At 66.9% G+C, this 19,307-nt stretch carries 19 protein-coding genes and 1 tRNA gene; 10 read left to right on the top strand and 10 right to left on the bottom strand.

Going from position 1 to position 19,307, the window contains the following annotated elements; translation table 11 throughout:
* Positions 1-54: 54 nt before the first annotated feature.
* The 3 genes from ERC79_RS18020 to ERC79_RS18010 all read right to left on the bottom strand — a co-directional run bounded on the left by ERC79_RS18020 (position 55) and on the right by ERC79_RS18010 (position 2,764).
* Positions 55-1,086 carry an acyl-CoA dehydrogenase family protein gene (locus ERC79_RS18020; protein WP_165497164.1) on the bottom strand — a complete coding sequence of 344 codons (1,032 nt, stop codon included), beginning with the start codon at positions 1,084-1,086 and terminating at the stop codon, positions 55-57.
* Between the two features lie 261 nt (positions 1,087-1,347).
* Positions 1,348-1,980, bottom strand: a complete 633-nt coding sequence (locus ERC79_RS18015; protein ID WP_131579781.1) for a ScbR family autoregulator-binding transcription factor — start codon at positions 1,978-1,980, stop codon at positions 1,348-1,350.
* Positions 1,981-2,173: 193 nt separating this feature from the next.
* On the bottom strand, positions 2,174-2,764 hold the full coding sequence (locus ERC79_RS18010) for a TetR/AcrR family transcriptional regulator (RefSeq protein WP_131579780.1): 591 nt from the start codon (positions 2,762-2,764) through the stop codon (positions 2,174-2,176).
* 220 nt (positions 2,765-2,984) lie between these two features.
* On the opposite strand from ERC79_RS18010, the gene ERC79_RS18005 reads away from it, so the two are divergent.
* The 6 genes from ERC79_RS18005 to ERC79_RS17980 all read left to right on the top strand — a co-directional run bounded on the left by ERC79_RS18005 (position 2,985) and on the right by ERC79_RS17980 (position 7,815).
* Positions 2,985-3,055 (top strand) — tRNA-Gln (locus tag ERC79_RS18005).
* Between the two features lie 294 nt (positions 3,056-3,349).
* Positions 3,350-4,828: a bifunctional UDP-N-acetylglucosamine diphosphorylase/glucosamine-1-phosphate N-acetyltransferase GlmU gene (gene glmU, locus ERC79_RS18000; protein WP_131579779.1), complete on the top strand. Its 1,479-nt coding sequence runs from the start codon at positions 3,350-3,352 to the stop codon at positions 4,826-4,828.
* Positions 4,825-5,805 carry a ribose-phosphate diphosphokinase gene (locus ERC79_RS17995; RefSeq protein WP_131579778.1) on the top strand — a complete coding sequence of 327 codons (981 nt, stop codon included), beginning with the start codon at positions 4,825-4,827 and terminating at the stop codon, positions 5,803-5,805. The genes glmU and ERC79_RS17995 overlap by 4 nt, the downstream gene beginning before the upstream one ends.
* A 64-nt stretch (positions 5,806-5,869) precedes the next feature.
* Positions 5,870-6,505 carry a DUF2461 domain-containing protein gene (locus ERC79_RS17990; RefSeq protein ID WP_131579777.1) on the top strand — a complete coding sequence of 212 codons (636 nt, stop codon included), beginning with the start codon at positions 5,870-5,872 and terminating at the stop codon, positions 6,503-6,505.
* Positions 6,506-6,773: 268 nt separating this feature from the next.
* Positions 6,774-7,310, top strand: coding sequence for a hypothetical protein (locus ERC79_RS17985; RefSeq protein ID WP_347563573.1), 537 nt, complete (start codon positions 6,774-6,776; stop codon positions 7,308-7,310).
* Between the two features lie 10 nt (positions 7,311-7,320).
* Positions 7,321-7,815, top strand: coding sequence for a GNAT family N-acetyltransferase (locus ERC79_RS17980; protein WP_131579775.1), 495 nt, complete (start codon positions 7,321-7,323; stop codon positions 7,813-7,815).
* A gap of 15 nt (positions 7,816-7,830) precedes the next feature.
* On the opposite strand, the gene egtD is transcribed toward ERC79_RS17980, so the two are convergent.
* From egtD to egtA, 4 genes are read right to left on the bottom strand one after another with little or no spacing between them, the layout of a single operon-like run.
* A complete protein-coding gene (egtD, locus tag ERC79_RS17975) occupies positions 7,831-8,802 on the bottom strand; it encodes an L-histidine N(alpha)-methyltransferase (protein WP_131579774.1) in 972 nt (323 codons plus the stop codon).
* 40 nt (positions 8,803-8,842) lie between these two features.
* Positions 8,843-9,571, bottom strand: coding sequence for an ergothioneine biosynthesis protein EgtC (egtC, locus tag ERC79_RS17970; protein ID WP_131579773.1), 729 nt, complete (start codon positions 9,569-9,571; stop codon positions 8,843-8,845).
* Positions 9,571-10,860, bottom strand: a complete 1,290-nt coding sequence (gene egtB / locus ERC79_RS17965; protein ID WP_207390535.1) for an ergothioneine biosynthesis protein EgtB — start codon at positions 10,858-10,860, stop codon at positions 9,571-9,573. Before egtB ends, egtC begins: the two co-directional genes overlap by 1 nt.
* A 2-nt stretch (positions 10,861-10,862) precedes the next feature.
* Positions 10,863-12,089, bottom strand: a complete 1,227-nt coding sequence (egtA, locus tag ERC79_RS17960) for an ergothioneine biosynthesis glutamate--cysteine ligase EgtA (protein ID WP_131579771.1) — start codon at positions 12,087-12,089, stop codon at positions 10,863-10,865.
* Between the two features lie 90 nt (positions 12,090-12,179).
* On the opposite strand from egtA, the gene ERC79_RS17955 reads away from it, so the two are divergent.
* The 4 genes from ERC79_RS17955 (at position 12,180) to ERC79_RS23290 (ending at position 15,902) form a co-directional block, all read left to right on the top strand.
* Positions 12,180-13,352 (top strand): aminotransferase class V-fold PLP-dependent enzyme, encoded by a 1,173-nt coding sequence (locus ERC79_RS17955; RefSeq protein ID WP_131579770.1) that lies wholly within the window; start codon positions 12,180-12,182, stop codon positions 13,350-13,352.
* A gap of 291 nt (positions 13,353-13,643) precedes the next feature.
* Positions 13,644-14,255, top strand: coding sequence for a 50S ribosomal protein L25/general stress protein Ctc (locus ERC79_RS17950; protein ID WP_131579769.1), 612 nt, complete (start codon positions 13,644-13,646; stop codon positions 14,253-14,255).
* Positions 14,256-14,370: 115 nt separating this feature from the next.
* A complete protein-coding gene (gene pth, locus ERC79_RS17945) occupies positions 14,371-14,943 on the top strand; it encodes an aminoacyl-tRNA hydrolase (protein ID WP_131579768.1) in 573 nt (190 codons plus the stop codon).
* 260 nt (positions 14,944-15,203) lie between these two features.
* The gene (locus ERC79_RS23290; RefSeq protein ID WP_207390361.1) at positions 15,204-15,902 is read left to right on the top strand and encodes a hypothetical protein; all 699 of its coding nucleotides are present in this window, start codon (positions 15,204-15,206) and stop codon (positions 15,900-15,902) included.
* Positions 15,903-15,993: 91 nt separating this feature from the next.
* On the opposite strand, the gene ERC79_RS17935 is transcribed toward ERC79_RS23290, so the two are convergent.
* From ERC79_RS17935 to ERC79_RS17925, 3 genes are all read right to left on the bottom strand, one after another.
* A complete protein-coding gene (locus ERC79_RS17935; RefSeq protein WP_131579767.1) occupies positions 15,994-17,661 on the bottom strand; it encodes an HNH endonuclease signature motif containing protein in 1,668 nt (555 codons plus the stop codon).
* A 503-nt stretch (positions 17,662-18,164) separates the two neighbouring features.
* Positions 18,165-18,875 (bottom strand): hypothetical protein, encoded by a 711-nt coding sequence (locus ERC79_RS17930; protein WP_131579766.1) that lies wholly within the window; start codon positions 18,873-18,875, stop codon positions 18,165-18,167.
* Positions 18,872-19,231, bottom strand: a complete 360-nt coding sequence (locus ERC79_RS17925; protein WP_207390360.1) for a PadR family transcriptional regulator — start codon at positions 19,229-19,231, stop codon at positions 18,872-18,874. The genes ERC79_RS17930 and ERC79_RS17925 overlap by 4 nt, the downstream gene beginning before the upstream one ends.
* Positions 19,232-19,307: the final 76 nt, after the last annotated feature.

Genomic DNA, 19,307 nt, shown 5'->3' with positions numbered 1-19,307 from the left:
GAGACTGATCACCCTGGATAATGAGGACAAACAGACTGAAAGTTGGTATTGGCGTCAGAACCTATCCGAGATCCGCCCACCGCGCTCGATGCCGATCGCAGCAACGACCATTTCCCGGATCCCGAGAGAGTCCCGCAGTTGGCGCCCGAGGCCGAACTCTCCCGTCTCGCGATACCCCGCCGGGCCGCAGATACCCATCGCCGACGCGACTGTCGACCCGGAGTCGATACCCGCCACCGCACAGTCACCGAAGTTCCGAGCATGCCCGAGGATGCAATCCCAGGCCGCGTCGCGAGCACCCTCCGACTGAGCGAGCTCGAGCGCATGCTCCGACCAATCGTCAACGAAACCAAGCGATCCGTGATCCACGACGAAGCGACCGGCCGTGTCCAGCGCGGTATCGGCGATCCCCACTCCGGCTGCTCCCGACAGAAGCCGAAGTGCCGGTTCGAGCGTCATTGCCGCGACGCGGCCGAACCTGTCACAGAAGCGATCACCAGCGTGGTCGGGCACCTCCAACGAGTAGGTGTTCCAGCCGAGCCCACGCAGCCCCAGCCCGTCACCGTAAGACTCCTGGCGCAAAGCGATTTCGTCGGTCCGGACCAGCGCCAGCCCGTCTTCGTGACCACCGCCCGCCCCGTCGGCTACGCCGACTCGGGTTAGCACGACATCAGCTTCCTCACCGAAAAGAACCGTCGCTCCCGCAGTGGTCGACGAGCTGCCCTCCCCCAAGCGGGCAGGCTGGCGGAAACACCCGGTCACGAGCAACTGATCATCCGCGATCTCACACAGCACCCGGTCGAAGCGCCCCCCGCTCCCGTGCCGGGAAATCGCAAACACCATCGCCTGATGAATTGCGAGGACCATCGCAGTGGAAGCGCAATGACGCCCGAGAATCCGTACAAGTTCACATATTTCGGACATCGATGCGCCGCCCCCGCCAAGGTGGACCGGCACGGCACTGCCCAGCACACCCTGATGGCACAGCCCGTCAACCGCCTCGCGCGGAAATCGCCCCTCCCCGTCCACGTCCGAAGCCCACCGGCCGGCAATCACCGACCCGATCAGCTCTCCCCGTTCGGCCAATGATCTCGCACTGGAATTGCTTTGTGGCACAAGAATCTCCCCCTTGCCGCCTACGCACTGCACCTCGGCATTTCCCAGGCGAGCAGTCGAGTAGACAGCCTCACGACAACGGTGTCCGCTTTAGCCCCCCGCAGACCGACAGCGCGTCCGGACAGCCGACCTCGATCGACATGCCCGCCGTCAGATTACTAGCAGCCGAGTACTACAACAACCGAACGCCCAGCGCCGCTTCGGCGTCCACGGCCACCGGCAGACGTACGGTCAGCGCAAACGGCGGGCGGCGAACTGACGAAAGTACTCGACCTTCGATTCCGGTACGAACACAGGCAGGATCGATTGCCACACCCCACCCAGGCGAGGCGCGAGGTCGTCGAGTTCGCGGGTGGCCGCAGCGAGCAGGCGGACGCCGCTGACCAACTCGAGCAACAACCGCCCTACCTCGTCCGGATCCACGTCCGCACGCAAGTCGCCCTCGGTGGCCGCGCGGCGGGTGAGGACGCAATGGGTCCGGAGCCAGGTGTCGAAGATCGCGGTGCCTGAGCCACGATAGTCACCGATCTCAGTGACCAGGCGGAACATCGAACGAACCAGCACATCGGTCGCCGCGGTGTCGGAGATGACACACGACATTCCGATCAGCGCCTCGAGCGCCGGAGTCCGCCGATCCAGCCACGGCAGAACCGCGGCGTCCAACCGTGCGCAGCCCTCGTCGATGACGGCACGCGCGAGTTCCTCCTTGGACGCGAAGTGAAAGTAGAGCGCACCCTTCGTCACCTTCGACTCGATGATGATCTCGCTGAGACTCGACTGCGCGTATCCGAGCCGGCCGAAGACCTCGGCGGCACCACGAAGTACCGAGTCGCGGGTCGCTTCCGCCCGATCCTGCCTGGCCATGTACCTGTCCTTACCGTCCCCGCGTCCACACAACCGACAGCCGCTCGTCACCGGCGACCTGGTGCCGCCCGCCCGACACATCCACCGAGCCCGCCGCGCGGGTCCCCGAAATCAGCGAACGATCAGGTTCAGCGGAACAACCGCGGGACCGTAGCATTGCCGATCCGCGAGGACAACGCGAACGACGTAGGCATCATTCCCCGAGCTGGGGGTCCGCCTCCAGGTTCGTCAGACCGTTCCAGCACAGATTCACCAAATGCGCGGCCACCACTTCCTTGGAGGGCGTCCGTTCGTCCAGCCACCATGTTGCGGTGGTTGCGACCATGCCGACGAGACCCTGTGCATACAAGGGAGCGAGCTCCGGATCGAATCCGCGCCGGGCGAAGTCCCCCGCGAGGATGTGACCCACCTGCCGTACCGCCTCGTTGAGCAGGCTCGAATACGTACCCTCGTCCGCGGCGACCGGCGAGTCCCGCACGAGAATCCGGAACCCGTCGGTCCGCTCCTCGACGTATGTCAGCAGCGCGAGTGCAACCCTCTCGACCCGGACGCGGGACCGATTCTGCGTCAGCGACGAGGTGATCATCTCGAGCAGCTTCGACATCTCACGGTCGACGACGACGGCGTACAGCCCTTCCTTGCCGCCGAAGTGCTCGTAGACAACAGGCTTGGAGACGTTCGCGCGCGCTGCAATCTCCTCGATCGACGCCGCCTCGTACCCGCGCTCAGCGAACAGTGCCCGCCCGATCTCGATCAACTGCTCACGACGCTGCGTACCCGTCATGCGGGTACGGGGGGCGCGTTCGGCACCCGGAGTTTCCCGCGATGGTCTCGACACTCGAGGTAACCGTCCTTTCCGACACGCCGTCCACTGCAGCGACGATGCAGGTAGTGGCCAGCCTATCGGGCGAAACCGATGTATTTTCGCGAGCAGTTCGACGTGCGGCGCGTCGGCATGCGAGGATCGTTTCCGCGCTTCGGGCTACGGCCCGTCGGCGCGGCAATCCGCCGTGGTGTAATGGCAGCACCTCTGATTTTGGTTCAGATAGTTCAGGTTCGAGTCCTGGCGGCGGAGCTCCTTCGATTTCGACGATCGACATCGCCCGCTGCAGCATGTGATTCTCCACACCCCCAGCCAGCAGGCAGTTGCTCGCCGTTACTCTTCCGTTAACTTGCCTCCGGCGCCGCGACGCCGACTTCGTAGCTCGTTCGGTTCTGCAGACCGCAACCCTCACCCACCGCTAGGGTCGAGCTCATTGGAAGAGCGCGTTGCCGGCAGGCGAACAGCGCGCGATATTCTTCTTCGGAACGTGCGCGACGAGACCGCCCGCACAAGCGGCAAAGCGTAGATCGACCTCGAGGGAGCTTCATGCCACCGCAGACCGCCGTCATCGTCCTCGCAGCCGGTGCCGGGACGCGAATGCGGTCGAAGACCCCCAAGGTGCTGCACACCCTGGCTGGTCGTTCGATGCTCGCGCACTCACTACATGCGGCGGCCGCGGTCGAGCCGACGGAACTGGTGGCGGTGGTCGGCCACGATCGCGACGCCGTCGGTGCTGCGGTCGACGAGGTTGCCAAGGATCTCGGGCGCGCCGTAGCCACCGCCGTCCAGCATGAGCAGAACGGGACCGGTCACGCCGTCGGATGTGGGCTGAGCGCTCTGCCCGACGACTTCGACGGCACCGTGCTCGTCACCGCCGCCGATGTACCGCTACTCGACGGCGACACATTGCATGCACTGCTCGCGACCCACACTTGCGCCCCGGCAGCCGCGGTGACCGTGCTCACCTCCACCGCCGCCGACCCCACCGGGTACGGCCGAATCCTGCGCACCACCGACGGCGAGGTCAATGCGATCGTCGAGCAGGCCGACGCCACCGACTCGCAGCTCGCGATCACCGAGGTCAATTCGGGGGTCTATGCGTTCGACGCCGTCACACTGAGGGCGGCACTGTCGTCACTGAACGCCGACAATGCGCAGGGCGAGCTGTATCTCACCGATGTCATTTCGATCGCGCGGCAGGCCGGGAAAACCGTTCGGGCCCAGCACATCAGCGATGCCCATCTGGTGGCGGGCGCGAACGACCGGGTGCAGCTGGCCGCCCTGGCGGGCGAGCTCAACCGGCGCATCCTGGAACGGCACATGCGCGCGGGCGTGACCGTCGAGGACCCGTCCAGCACGTGGATCGACGTCGAAGTGACCCTCGAGCGTGACGTGACCCTTCGCCCAGGTGTGCAGCTTCGCGGCCGGACCACAGTGGCCGAGGACGCGGTGATCGGCCCGGACACCACGCTCACCGATGTCATCGTCGGGGCAGGTGCGTCCGTGATCCGCACCCACGGCGAGGAATCCGACATCGGCCCATCCGCCACCGTCGGCCCTTACACATATCTGCGTCCAGGTACCGTGTTGGGGGCCTGCGGCAAGCTCGGCGCGTTCGTCGAAGCCAAGAACGCGGACATCGGTGCACACTCGAAGGTGCCGCATCTGACGTACGTCGGCGATGCGACGGTCGGCGAGCACAGCAACATCGGAGCATCCAGTGTTTTCGTCAACTACGACGGCGTGAACAAGACTCGCACCGTCGTCGGCTCGCATGTGCGGACTGGATCCGACACGATGTTCGTCGCCCCCGTCCACGTCGGGGACGGCGCTTACACGGGCGCAGGCACCGTCCTGCGCAACGATGTGCCGCCGGGGGCGCTCGCCGTCTCCGGCGGCAAGCAACGCAACATCGAGGGCTGGGTCCAGCGCAATCGGCCCGGCACTCCCGCTGCCGAGGCAGCAGCACTAGCAGCCCAGCAAGAATCCGATCAGCTAGACCCAAAGGATGGCGAAGACCAGTGAGCGCGATATCCAGCGACGTGCAGAAGAACTTGATGCTCTTCTCGGGCCGCGCACACCCCGAACTGGCGGAGCAGGTCGCCAAAGAACTGGACATCATGGTCACGCCGCAGACGGCTCGTGACTTTGCCAACGGCGAGATCTTCGTGCGGTTCGAGGAGTCGGTTCGTGGCAGCGACGCATTCGTGCTGCAGAGCCACCCCGCACCGTTGAACCAGTGGATCATGGAGCAGCTGATCATGATCGACGCGCTCAAGCGCGGATCCGCCAAGCGGATCACGGCGGTGCTGCCGTTCTACCCGTATGCCCGTCAGGACAAGAAGCACCGCGGCCGCGAGCCCATCTCGGCCCGCCTGATCGCGGACCTGCTCAAGACCGCAGGCGCGGACCGGATCATCACGGTCGATCTGCACACCGATCAGATCCAGGGATTCTTCGACGGCCCGGTCGACCACATGCACGCGCAGGGCCAGCTGGCGCAGTACGTGCGCGAGAACTACGGCACCGACAACATCTGCGTCGTCTCTCCCGATGCGGGCCGCGTGAAGGTCGCCGAGAAGTGGGCCGATGCCCTCGACGGCGCGCCGCTGTCGTTCATCCACAAGACCCGCGATCCACTGGTGCCGAACCAGGTGAAGTCGAACCGCGTCGTCGGTGACGTCAAGGGTCTGACCTGCGTCCTGATCGACGACATGATCGACACCGGCGGCACGATCGCCGGCGCCGTGAAGGTCCTCAAGAACGCCGGTGCGGGAGACGTCATCATCGCGACCACGCACGGCGTGTTCTCCGATCCTGCGGCCGAGCGACTGGCCACCTGCGGTGCCAAGGAAGTCATCACGACCAACACGCTGCCGATCCCCGAGGAGAAGCGCTTCCCGGCGCTGACGGTGCTGTCCATCGCACCACTGCTCGCGCGCACGATCCAGGAGGTCTTCGAGAACGGCTCGGTGACCTCGCTGTTCGACGGCAACGCGTAGGTACCTCTCGGCGCGCCCGTGTGCTGTCACGATCGGTGACCGCACACGGGCGTAGCCTTGCGAAGTGTTCTCCGGATTCCCGACAGCCGCACTCGACTTCTACGAGGATCTCGAAGCCGACAACAGCAAGAGCTGGTGGGCGGCCCACAAGTCCGTGTACGACGCCGACGTACGCGCGCCGATGCTCGAGCTGCTGGCCCAGCTCGAACCCGAGTTCGGCCCCGGCAAGGTGTTCCGGCCGCACCGCGACGTGCGGTTCTCGAAGGACAAGTCGCCGTACAAGACCCATCAGGGTGGCTTCGTCGAGGCGTGCCCGGGCGTCGGCTACTACGTGCAGATCGACGCGTCCGGGTTGTTCGTGGCGGGCGGCCACTATGCGCACACTCCCGAGCAGCTTTCCCGCTTCCGCGAATGCGTCGACGACGAGCGGCGCGGGCGCGCGCTCGAGCGGATCGTGCGCAAGCTCGACTCCGGCGGATACGAGATCGGGGGCGACCGCCTCGCGACGCGGCCGCGTGGTGTGGCGGCAGATCATCCGCGACTCGATCTGCTTCGTCATCGATCGCTGACGGCCGGGCACAACTACGGCTGTCCCGACTGGCTCGGCACGGCCGCCGCCGCCGAGCACATCACCCTCGCATGGCTCGAAATGCGGCCGCTCGTCGACTGGTTCACCACGGCGTTCGGCACCGCCGGATAGGGCGGAGAACACGTGCGGCACAAGACTTTGCCACGATCCATCCCTATCGAACATGAGTTTGGTCACGCCTCGAAGCGAAAATAGACCTCGGTGTAGCCGAGGTCAGGGCTGTGCCTTATTGTGGCTCGTCGTGATCGACGCGCAGACGCTGGACAACCCCTCCGAGACTCCAAACACGCAACCAGTTCGCCGATGGACTCCCGGGTCTTGTGTGTGGTGCGGCAGTAGCGATTCGATAGAGCTGTTCCGGAACGAGCCGCGATGCGGGGTGTGCCGTGAGCATGAGTCCGTCATCGACGAGGCACGCCGGTTCCTCGGCATGTACGGCCTGCGCCCGCTCGGCGGCACGCTGCAGTCCGACGATGAGGAAGAGCGCGAGTGGCGGGTCAATGCCCGCGACGCCCGCGCCGCCCTGAACCAGATCCGTCTGGCCGATCCGCCGGACCCGGCCCTGGTCCGCAAGTCGCTGCGCCCCAAGGCTGCTCGCATCGTCAGCGCGATCGAGGCCGAGTCCGCCCCGGTTCGCAAGGCGCCCGCGGCACGCCCCCGCTCGGCCTCGTCCGCACCGGCTCCGACGCCGACCGCGGCCGTCACCCCCGCCAAGCAGATCGACGTGGCTGCGCTCGAGGAGCGCGTCACCGGCCTGCTCGAACAGTTGACCAAGGTCGATGGTCAGATCGAGATCGCCGAGGCCGGACAGGGGCTGGCCGCACGCGCCCGCCTCAACGACCTGACGAGCCAGAAGGCCACGATCCTGCGCACCCTCGCAGCGCTCGAGAAGGCCCGCCGCAGCGCGGGCCAGTAGCTTGGGCGCCATGCTGGTCCGCGATGCCCGCCGGGAGGATCTGCCGGGGATCCTCGAGATCCACAACGATGCGATCCTGAACTCGACGGCCATCTGGGTCGAGACCCCGGTGGACCTCGACGAGCGCCGGTGCTGGCTCGAGGATCGCCGCCGGGGCGGATTCCCGGTCCTGGTCGCGGACGTGGGCGGACGCGTCGCCGGATACGCCTCCTACGGGGCGTGGCGACCCAAGAGCGGCTACCGCTACACCGTCGAGAACTCGGTGTACGTGCACCCGGACCACCATCGTCAGGGCGTCGCCACCGCCCTCATGACCGAGCTGATCGAGCGGGCGCGATCCGGTGACGTCCATGTGATCGTGGCGAGCATCGAGTCCTCGAACACCACCTCGATCGCGCTGCACGAGAGATTCGGATTCCGGACGGTCGCGCAGATGTCCGAGGTCGGGATGAAGTTCGGCCGCTGGCTCGACATGACCTACATGCAGCTCACCCTTCCCGGATAGGTGCGTCTCCGGCGATCAGTGCCGACGGGCGCACACCACGGCGAAGCGGTCTTCTTCGTCGGTCCAGCTCTGCATGTCGCCGAAGCCCGCCGCGTCGAGCTCCGCCCGGATGCCGTCGAGCCGGAACTTGGCCGAGATCTCCGTCCGGATCTGCTCGCCCGCCGCGAACGGCACCGTGATCCCGAGATCCGCTACTCGCACCATCATCTCGGTCGTCGCTTCGAGGCGCATCTCGATCCACTCGTGAACCGGGTCCCACACCGCCACGTGCCGGAACCGGTCCAGATCGAAGTCCGCCCCCAGTTGCTTGTTCAGCACCGAGAGCACATTGAGATCGAACTGCGCGGTGACGCCGGCGGCGTCATCGTAGGCCCGGACGAGCACTGCCGGATCGGTGACGAGAGCGACGCCCAGCAGCAGGTACTCTCCCGGTCGGGTGACATCGGCGATCTCGCTGAGGAACTCGCGGCGTTCGTCGGGAACCAGGTTGCCCAGGGTTCCGCCGAGGAACGCGATCATGCGCCGGCCTCCGCGCGGCAGGTGGTGCAGGGAGTCGGTGAAGTCGCCGACCACCCCGTGCACGTCGAGCGCAGGGAACTCCGCAGCGATCCGACGGGCCGCCGCGCGCAGCGCGGTCTCCGACACGTCCTGCGGCACGTAGCGTCGCAGTGACCCCTCCGCAACGAACGCCCGCAACAGCAGGCGGGTCTTCTCGGACGAGCCGGAGCCCAGCTCCACCAGGGTGCGGGGTGATGTCGCGGCGGCGATCTCGGGAGCGTGCCGTTCGAGCAGCGCCCGCTCGAGCCTGGTCGGGTAGTACTCGGGCAGCCGTGTGATCCGCTCGAAGAGTTCGCTTCCCCGCGCGTCGTAGAACCATTTGGGCGGCAGCCACTTCGAGGACGCGGTCAGGCCACGGGCGGCATCCTCTCGCAAGGCGGCCGTCAACTGCTCGGGTGCGGTGTAGACCTCCAGGGTCGGTGCGCTCATTCGTGTCCCATCTCGCTTCCCATCTCGATCTCGACAGGGGTCACAGCGGAGTGATGATCAGGTGCCCCGGTCGGGCAGTCACGATGTGACCGTCCGGCACCTCCTTCCAGTCCCGGTTGCGGTCGAACGGCTCGGAACTGAGCACGGCACGGTCGTCGTCGACGAGCGCCGAGAGCGAGTGGTCCCACGTCGTGGCCCACAGTTGCTTGCCGTCACCGAGCAGCATGTTGAGCCGCGACTCCGGTGCGGCAGCCGCCACCGCATTGGTGATCTGGATCAGTGCCACCTCTGGAGAGTTCTCGCGCAGCGCGTGACGCATCAACAGCCACAGCAGCGCCGAGTCGGTGGGGGCTTCGAGCCCCAGCAGGTCCACCGTCGGCAGCGCCGCGGCCGGTCCGACCATCGATTCCGGCCAGTTCGCGATGCGGCCGTTGTGACTGAAGGCCCAGTGCCCCGATGTGAACGGAGCGCATGCGCTGCGCTCGACCGGCATACCCACCGTCGCCGACCGCACGGCCGCCAACACGGCGTGCGAGCGAACCCGCGAGAGCATCTCCGGCATCGCGGGGTCCGACCAGATCGGCATCGCACTGCGGTACCGGGAGAGCGTCGAACCCCACCACGCCGCGCCGAAGCCGTCGGCATTGATGGTGCCGCCACCCCGCATGTCCCGCGGCGACCAGGACTGACGCAGCAGCGAGAATTCGCCGGCGGTGATCACCTCGCGGACGGACCTCGTCGGCCCGATGTAACCCAGATGCCGACACATCAGAGGTCCCGGGCGCAGCGGAAGCCGGCGAAGATCTGCCGCCGGATCGGATGGTCCCAGTTCCGGAAGGTACCCCGGCAAGCCACCGGGTCGGTGCCGAACGAGCCGCCGCGCAGAACGCGATAGTCGCCGCCGAAGAACACCTCGGAGTACTCGCGGTAGGGAAACGCCGAGAACCCCGGGTATCCCGTGAACGTCGAGGCCGTCCACTCCCACACGTCGCCGATCAGCTGACGGACACCCAGCGGCGACTCCCCTGCCGGGTAGGCGCCCACCGGTGCCGGCGCCAGATGCCGCTGCCCGAGGTTGGCGCGGCGGAAGTCGGGCTCGTCGTCGCCCCACGGGAAACGACGCGAGCGCCCGCTCGCCGGATTCCAGCGCGCCGCCTTCTCCCACTCAGCCTCCGACGGCAGCCGCTTGCCCGCCCAGTTCGCGTAGGCCTGCGCCTCGAACCAGCAGACGTGCATGACCGGCTCGTCCGGGGGCACCGGCTCGAGTATCCCGAAGCGGTGCCTCCACCAGGCCCCGCCGCCGTCGCCGGTCCAGAACTGCGGCGCACTGAGCCCCGATTCGAGCCGATGCCGCCAGCCGCGTTCGCTCCACAACTCACGGCGCCGGTATCCCCCATCCTCGATGAACCTCGCGTAGTCGGCATTGCTCACCGGTACGGTGTCGATCGCGAAGTCGGCGACGTACACCCGGTGCGCGGGCCGCTCGTTGTCGAGCGCCCATGGATCATTCGAGGTTCCCATCACGAATTCCCCACCCGGAATGACCGTTTCACGTGGCACACCGGCCCCAGGGGCGGCAGGTGTGGGTGGCGCAACCAGTGCCGGCGGCCCCTCCCGAAGCTGGTGCGTCGCGAGCATGGTCTCGTCGTGCTGCTGCTCGTGCTGGGCAATCATCGCGAACGCAAAGCCGTCCCGCTCGAGCCTCCGGCCGCGGAACCTGCTCGCGTCCAAAGCGTCCCAGGACTTGTCACGAACCTCGCGGACATAGCTGCGGGTCTCTGCGGGGCCGAGCAGGGGCAGCGTCGGCCGAGTGGAACGTGCATGCTTGAAGGCATCGTAGAGCTCATCGATGTCGCGGCGCACCGGCTCCCGGCCGCCGACGTCGCGGACCAGCCAGAGTTCCTCCTGGTTGCCGATGTGCGCGAGGTCCCACACCAGCGGGCTCATGAGTGGGGAGTGCTGCGCCACCAGGTCGGCGTCGTCCAGGCAGTCGGTCAGCGCGATGCTGCGTCGGCGGGCCCGCAGCAGAGCACTTTCCAACTGCTCACGAAGTCCGATCACTACCTCTCCTCCGTCGGCGGGTGGCCTCGGCGACACCGTCGCGCCGCGGCATCGAGATCAGCGGCGTGCCGACGGTCCGTCGCATTCTCTGCGGCCAAAAACAGCAAGTCCGCTGCCGCGCTACGAAAATCGGGGTCGGCCAGGCCATCTCGCGCAGCGTCGCGCCACCGCCCGCGGGTGGCCGGCACAACATCGGTCGCTTCCCGCGCCGTCGCCGGTGAGCGAAGGAGGGCGTCGAGTGCCGCGATCGGCAACCGCCACTGACCACTCGGCTGAGCGTCGATGTAACGCACCTCGAGATGACCGACGGCGCGGACCGGTGGAAACAGCGTCGTGAGGTGGTAGTCGAGATCGCCGCGCGTGGGCCTGCGATCGATCTCGTCGTCGAGCGCACCGTCGATCCAGTCCCCGAACGTCGCATCCGGGGGCGCCGTCCAGCACGGTCCGTCGCGCACGACGCACAGCAGCGGCACATCCAGCACCCAGCGCGCATAGTCGCCGATGGGATCGGGCGAATCGTCGACGGCCGCCGCGGTGCGGGGCGGATCCAGTTCGAGCCAGGTCCGCATACGCTGCGATGCCCACGTCCCCGGCGGAATGCCGCGCAGTCGCGGCGAACACGCGAACGCCGCCGTCAGCGCCGGGCCCACGGTGTGGAGAAGATTCCACCGCAGCGCAATCTCTGCGGCATCGCTGCCCGCGTCGACGCTGACCTGGACCGCGGCCGTATTGCACATCATGAGGGTCCCGAATGGCCCGATGGCGCGGAATCGCTCCTCCATCGCCCGGTACCGCGGCGACTGCAGGAGCCGCTGCGCGGAACGTTCGGTGTCGGCGGCGGCCGCGCGGGCGGTGATGGAATGTGTGGAGAGGAGGTCGCGCAGTACTTGTTCGTCCGCGGCGAGTGTCTCGCAGAGTGCGTGCGCGCTTGCGCATGGAGCGCTGGAGAGTTCGATCTGGCCGCCGGGCTCGATGGTGACGAGGCTGCCCGCGGGAAGTGGGCGGGCGGGGGAATCGGGAGCCAGAGATCGGGGCGCGTGGGGGCCGAGGGCCGCGGCGATGGACGCGAGCGTCGGGCGGGTCGAGCCGGGAGTGTGGTGTTCCGTGAGCCATTCCAGTTCCGCGCCGATCAGACGCGGCGGCCCCAGCTTGAAACAGACCCCGCCGACGTAGGCCTGCGCGGCCGGACGCGAGGTCAGACTGGTGGACTCGACTGCGACAACCATGCCATCCTCCCCTCGGGAGCGGTCGAGCATCCTTCTCGAGGGTAGAGCGCGCTCCCTGTCGTGGCTACCACTGAGGAAGGATTTGGCGCGATGCTCAATCTCGAGCAGGTCCGACTGGACACCCCTGGGTGTCTCGATCGGGTATTCCTCGACAGTGCCGGATCGTCATTGCCGCCGCAACCGGTTCTGACGACCGTTATCGACCACCTGCGCAGGGAGGCCGAGGTCGGCGGCTATGTCGCAGCGCGCGAGCGTGCTGCCGACCTCACTGCGGTGCGAGTCTCGCTCGCCCGGCTGCTCGGCGCGGAGCCTGGCAACATAGCCCTCTCCGACAGCGCGACCCGGGCGTGGACCGACTTCGCTGGCTCGATCGCATTAGGGCCCGGGGACCGAATTCTGATATCGGCGGTGGAATACGCCGGCAACGCCATCACCGCACTGCACCGGGCGCGGACCGCTGGCGCCTCCGTGGAAGTGATACCGAGCGATCCGACCGGCCGTGTCGACCTCGACGCCTTGGAGCGAATGCTCGATGAGCGGGTTCGGTTGGTCTCGCTGGTCCACGTGCCGACGAATGGTGGCCTGATCAATCCGGTACGCGAGGTGGTGGACCTCGTCCACCGGCACGGCGCGCTCGTGCTGCTCGATGCATGCCAGTCGGTGGGGCAGATTCCGATCGACTTCGCCGCACTGGGCGTGGACGCGCTCTCCGCGACCGGACGCAAGTGGCTCCGCGGACCCCGCGGCACCGGATTCCTCTGCCTTCGCGAAGAATCGACCCGCTCCTTGATGCCCGCCGCGCTGGATCTGCATGGCGCCGAATGGGTCGCGCCGGACAGTTACCGCCCCGCGGCGGACGCCACCCGGTTCGAATTGTGGGAGTGCGACGTCGCCGCCCGTCTGGGGCTCGGCGCGGCGGCAGACTACCTGCTGAACATCGGAATCGAGACGGCCGCAACGGCAATTACCGAAAGGGCCGATGCGCTGCGGGCCGGACTGACCGCCCTCCCCGGCGTGACCGTCCGAGACCTCGGCGCCGAGCGCAGCGGCATCGTCTCGTTCACGATCGACGGCGTCGATCCATTCTTCATTCAGGACAGATTGGCGGACAGCAAGGTCGTGGTTACCGTCAGCGGCCGCTCATCGACCCTGATCGACATGTCCGCGCGGGGACTCGACGCGATCGTCCGAGCCTCGCCACACTATTTCACCTCCGCCGAAGACCTCGCAGACTTCCTGGCCGCGGTCGCGAACCTCACCTGATCCTGGAGTAACGGTTCGATGCACGGCCCCGGACGCGGTGCAACATCCGGCCAACGGCCAGCCGATTCACAGATCCGGGGCAACTTCCGGTAGAGTCTCTCAAGTTGTCTCGGCGAGGGCGATTCGCGAAGAACTTCTACCCGCGGAATCACCGTGATCGACGCGGCTACGGCTCTGCTCGAGCAGTCTGTACAGTCTGCTCCCTTGCCGTCCGTGTCCGTCCCCGCCTCAGCGCCGCGACGACGACCGACCGCCAGCGAAGATCTCATGTGAGTTGTAGGAGCCGTTCAAATGTCTGACGAAAATCGCCTCGTAGCCGCCACGCGCACCGAGTTCGGTAAGGGCGCCGCCCGTCGTGCTCGTCGCGATGGCCAGGTTCCCGCCGTCCTGTACGGCCACGGTACCGACCCGCAGCACCTGAACCTCCCGGCCCGCGAGTTCGCAGCGATCCTGCGCGCCCACGGTACCAATGCCGTCCTGACCCTCGACATCGACGGCACGGAGCAGTTCGCGCTGACCAAGTCGGTCGTCGTGCACCCGATCCGTCGCTACATCGAGCACACCGACCTGCTGGTCGTGAAGAAGGGCGAGAAGGTCACCGTCGAGGTGCCCGTCGTCCTCACCGGTGAGGCCGCTCCCGGTGCCCTGGTCACCCAGGACGTCACCACCATCAAGCTCGAGGCCGAGGCGCTGCACATCCCCGACCAGATCGAGATCTCCATCCAGGGCGCCGAGGCCGGCACCCAGATCCTGGCCGGCGCTGTCGCGCTGCCCACGGGCTCGGCACTGCAGGACGATGCCGAGCTGCTGCTCGTGAACATCGTCGCTTCCCCGTCTGCCGAGTCCCTCGAGGGCGAGGCAGGCGCGGGTCAGGCTGGCGAGGAGCCGGCCGCCGAGGCCTGATCAGTTCTGCGCTGAACGTCGTGCGGCGCGTCGATCCCGAACTCGGGAACGGCGCGCCGCTGTCGTATGGGAAGACCGTGGCACAGAAGGCGACCGTATGAAAGGACACAGCTCGGTGAGCGACGAGACCGCGTTGGTGGTCGGCCTGGGCAATCCGGGACCGCAGTACGAGAAGACCCGGCACAACATCGGATTCATGGTGGCCGACGTGCTCGCCGGGCGCCTCGGCGGAAAGTTCAGCGCCCACAAGCGCAGCGGTGCGGAGATCATCCAGGGGCGTATTTCCGGTCGGCAGACGATCCTGGCGAAGCCCCGCTCGTACATGAACCTCTCCGGCGGCGCCGTGTCCGGCCTCGCGCGATTCTTCTCCGTCGAGCCGTCGAACATCGTCGTCGTGCACGATGAGCTCGACCTCGATTTCGGCACCATCCGCTTCAAGCTCGGCGGCGGCGAGGGCGGACACAACGGCCTGCGCTCGATCTCGACTTCGCTGGGCACCAAGGACTACCTCCGCACCCGTATCGGTATCGGCCGTCCCCCGGGTCGACAGGATCCGGCCGACTACGTCCTCAAGCCGTTCTCCAGTGTCGAACGTAAGGAACTGGACCTCGTGTGCGAGGAAGCCGCCGACGCCGTCGAGCTGCTGCTCCAGATCGGCCTCGAGGCCGCGCAGAACCGGCTGCACTGACGCCTCGCACCGGCTGACTGCGCCGGGCGCACGTCGGGTGGGGGCTGGGCGCGGGATCGGCCGGGCTGGGCTGGGCGCACACAGCTTGTGGCAGCGTCGCACAAGTCGTAGCAGCGTCACACACCCGTTCCGCATCAGCCGGTGTGTGGCCTCGACAGGAAGCATGTGTCGTCCGGAGGTTGGCGAACCGGTGCGTCGGCGTTCCCGAAGCTGCTCGGCCATGATCTGATCAGCACGTCCGTCCGAACCAGGAGATTGCTGTGAGCGGTCCCACCAATCCCACCGATCCGGCCGATCCCACCGATCCGGCCAGGCAGGGATACCCCACACCGGGCTATCCGATGAACCAGGACTACTCCGGTGATCCGGGGTATCCGGACCGTCAGGGTTATCCGTCAGGTCCGGGCTATCCGGCGCCGTACCAGCCGGTTCCTGGAGGCCTCCCCGCCGGGCAGGTGCCGCCACAAGGCGGATTCCCGGGAGGCCCGGTCTTCCCCGGCTGGAGCCCCGCACCTGCACCGCCGAAGAACCGGTTCTGGGTCGGATTCGCATCGGGGTTCGGCGCGGCCGCAGTCCTGGCGGCGTTCGTGCTGGGCGCCGTCCTGGTGATCCGCATGGTCGCTTCGTCCGGCACTTTCGATATCCCCGGCACCCTGAGCCTCACCGGTAGCACCACCACCAGCGGACTGCCCGCCGGATTCGAATGCGCCGGAGCAGGTGGATACGACGACATCATCCCCGGCACCGAGGTGACCGTGTCGGACGAGTCCGGAACGATCCTCGGAAAGGGTGAATTATCCAGCAGCACTGGAGGTTCCGGATATTGTGACTTCGAGTTCACCATTCATGACGTGCCACGCGGCAAACACTTCTACGACGTCGAGGTCTCCCAGCGCGGTGCGTTGTCCTTCACCGAGGAGGAAGCCGAGAGCGGGCTGTCCCTGACCCTTGGCACCTGAGGGCAACGCCGGACCGCGATTGTCGGCGCAATGGCCTGCACGTCACGGCCACAGGTTCGACGAAGTCGAGATCGCACGCCGCGTGGCCGTTTCAGAAGGGCGGGGGCTCGTCGAAGTCGATGATCCGCGGCGGCGGGGGTGTGGGGGGTGTCGGGGTGGTGCGGTGTCGGTGGCGTGCGGGGATCAGGCTGTCGAGTAGGTAGTCGAGGTCGAGTTCGGCGCTCGAGTAGTTCAGCCGGGTGAGGGTGCGGGTGTCGGTGAGTCGGGCGAGGAGTTCGTCGTCGAGTCCGGCGGTGAGACCGGGCGGCATTGCCGGATCGCAGAACGGTCCGTGTGGCTGTGTCACGGTGGCCCGGCCGGTGGGGTCGATCCATTCGAGGTGGCCTTCCCCGATGTGACGGACAGCCCAGTAGCCGAGGGTCTTGAGTCGGTGATGGGTCCTGCACAGACACGCCAGGTTCGATTCGGTGGTGAGCCCGCCCCGATCGGGGTTGTCGTGATCGAACGGAACCGTGTGGTCGAGGTCGCAGTCGGTGGCCGGTGCGGCACAGTTCGGGAATCGACATCCGCCATCGCGGGTACGGACGATGTCCGCCAACGCGGCGGCAGGCCGATACGTTCTTTCCTGCCGGTGCGCTCGTGTTCTTGCCGCTACCGAGCGCGGGGAACACTCGGGGGCAGGTAAGGGGTGACCGATACCGAGTACCGGTCCGGTGGGCAGATCTGCGGTCAGCCGGGCGCGATCTCCTGCGGACAGGGTGAGGACCTGCTTCCAGGTGGCATCCGCGGCGAGTTCACGGGCGAGGTCGGCGTCGATGGCCCCGTAGCCGGACAGGTAACCGGGGTTGTCGTCGAACCCGAGGAGGGTCGACGCATCCACTCCGACGAGTACCTGCACCCCGACGCCCCCGCCCCCGGTGGCTGGAGCACTGGTGGTTGGGGTGCTGGTGGTTGGGGTGCTGGTGGTCGGGGTGCTGGTGGTTGGGGTGCTGGTGGTTGGGGTGCTGGTTCGAGCGGTGCAGTCGGGGCGGGCGCAGCGGCAGTCGAGGTGGGTGTGGCCGGCGGCCAGGGCGACGAGCGCATCTGCGCGGCGTTGCGCCTGGGTTCGGGGGTCGCGGGCGCAGACGTCGAAGGTCATCGCGCGGAGGCGGCCGGCGAGGATACGGCCGCCCTCGGCGGGGAGCAGCCCCTCGAGATGCGAGGTCGCATTGTCGCCCGCGATCACCCGGACGTCGCGGTCCCCGGCGGCGCGGAGACGTCGTTCCCGGGCGCCGTCGGGGTCGAGTCGGGCGATCAGCCGTCGGGCACGGTCCTTGAGTCGGGAGGTGTTCGAGCGGGCCGCGCCGTCGAGCAGGAGGCGTTCGATGTCTTCGAGTTTGTCGTCGGAGACGTTCGCCAGCGCCTCGGACAGTGCATACGCTTTCGCGAGGTCGATCCGCCCCGTTTGGAACGCGGCACGAACCTGATGCAGATGCCACCGCAGATCGCAGCCCAGTCCGATCATGCGCCGCGCCGAGGTCTCGGTGAGACCGAGGATGCCGGCGACCTCGACGTGCGCGAACTCACCGTGGCGTGCCTCGTTGCGTCCCGCGCGCGCATCTTCCTCGCAGCGCACCACGAACAGTGTGGTCACCAAGTCGATCTCGCAGAACTGTTCACGGGCGATGCGGGCGTGCTGCTCGGCGAGCACGGCGGACACATCAGCGTTCACCACCGCGCCATCCACCACCGCGCCGTCCACCACCCCGGTATCGAACATGTTTTCGATCATAGTGGGACCTGCCGACACTTTCAGGCGTCGACGCTGATCTCGATCTATTGCCGGTTCGGCCTCGACTAATCGCGCACCCCAGCTACGGTGTGCAACTCGGCGCGGGCGGTGTTGTCGGGGGAAATGTCCGGTGCCGAGGCTGCCAGTCGGCACGGGGCGTCGGACACGTCGGTGCCGAAGGTCGATCGCTACGAGGCTCTGGCGGCGAAGTACGCGCAGGACTGGCCCGCGTGGAGGCACTGCAAGATCGCCGTCCTGATGCACGCCAACGACCACCCCGGTGTCGGATTCGACCGTGGAGCGGGCTTTGCGTCGCCATGGGCTGCTGTTGCCGTACCTTGCACGCCTGGAGTAAGTCGGCGCTCAATACACCTGCCGGAGCTGTCCTCCGCGCAGCTCCGGTCATCCGCCGCAACATGACCGCATCGTGACGTAAGACCTTGCCGTGCAGACACTTTCGATCCGTCACCCTACGACATGGCAGCAGTCACTCAACCAACGTCATTACCCACTACATCTCGACCGGTTTCCGTTTCGCTGTCATTGCGCCCATTCACGCCAAGGTATCGAGCGAGCCCGATCGTGAGCCCCAGTCCGACGACCACAACTCCGACGACCGTGACGAACACCGGCACGGACGTGTTGAAGCCTCTCGACCAGGCGACGGCGACGCCCGCTCCGGTGCACAGTACGCCGCCGATCGGGAGCAGCACAGAAAGCCATCGCACGGTCGACAGTGCATTCGGGTCACCGAAGCATCGCAGGACTCCCCACACGCACAACAGGGCACACAGATACCCCAGGAGCCCGCCCGAGGCGTAGAAGGGCAGGACGAATGGTCCCGGGTCGAACGCCGTCGACCAATCCGAGAACCCAGCGAGGAGCACGAGGAGAACGACGGACATGCCCGTCACGATGCCGATGAAAGCTGAGGGGATAACCAACGCCAATCGCAAAGCGCGACCGCACATTCCGCGCTCGATTGCCCATGACCGGAGCATCTGATCGCTATCCTCGCCCAGTACCGAGTCCACGCCGTGACCATCCTGGTGCGCGCCGTTGAGTTCGGTCTCGAGCTCTGCGAGCAGCGCCTTCCGGTCCGCCGTGCGGACACCTGCGCGACGCCAGAGGCTGTTCGCCTTCCGGAGGATGACTGTGAACCCTTCGACGCTGTCAGAATGTGCGTCCGCGGTGGTAATCATGGGAGGTCCTTTCCGATGTCGGCTGCGGTGCAAGACTGCAATAGCGAGGTGACACTGGTCGAGACGGCGAGCCATTCCGCGGTGCCGCTCTCGAGCAACCTGGCCCCGTCCTCGCTGAGCGAGTAGTACTTTCGCGGTGGGCCAGACGGCGATGGACGCATCTGCGATGTGACGAGGCCCGACTTCTCCAGTCGCGCCAGCAACGGATACGTGGATCCACCCGAGACGAGGAGATTCTGCTCGGCCAGCCGTACTGTCAGTTCGTACCCATACACCGGACGTTCCCGCAGCAAGGCCAGAAGGCAAAGGTCCAAGACTCCTCGAAGCACGAGGCTTCGCCTCTCCACGGCACTCATGCTGAGCATGATAGCAAGTGGCCGCTTGCTGAGCCGCCACCGTTCACCCGGTGCAGCACCGAGAGATCTTCCTGCT

The organism is Rhodococcus sp. ABRD24, from assembly GCF_004328705.1.
Classification (GTDB): domain Bacteria; phylum Actinomycetota; class Actinomycetes; order Mycobacteriales; family Mycobacteriaceae; genus Prescottella.
The sequence above is the reverse complement of the archived record's forward strand: the minus strand, read 5'-3'. Positions and strand labels throughout refer to the sequence as shown.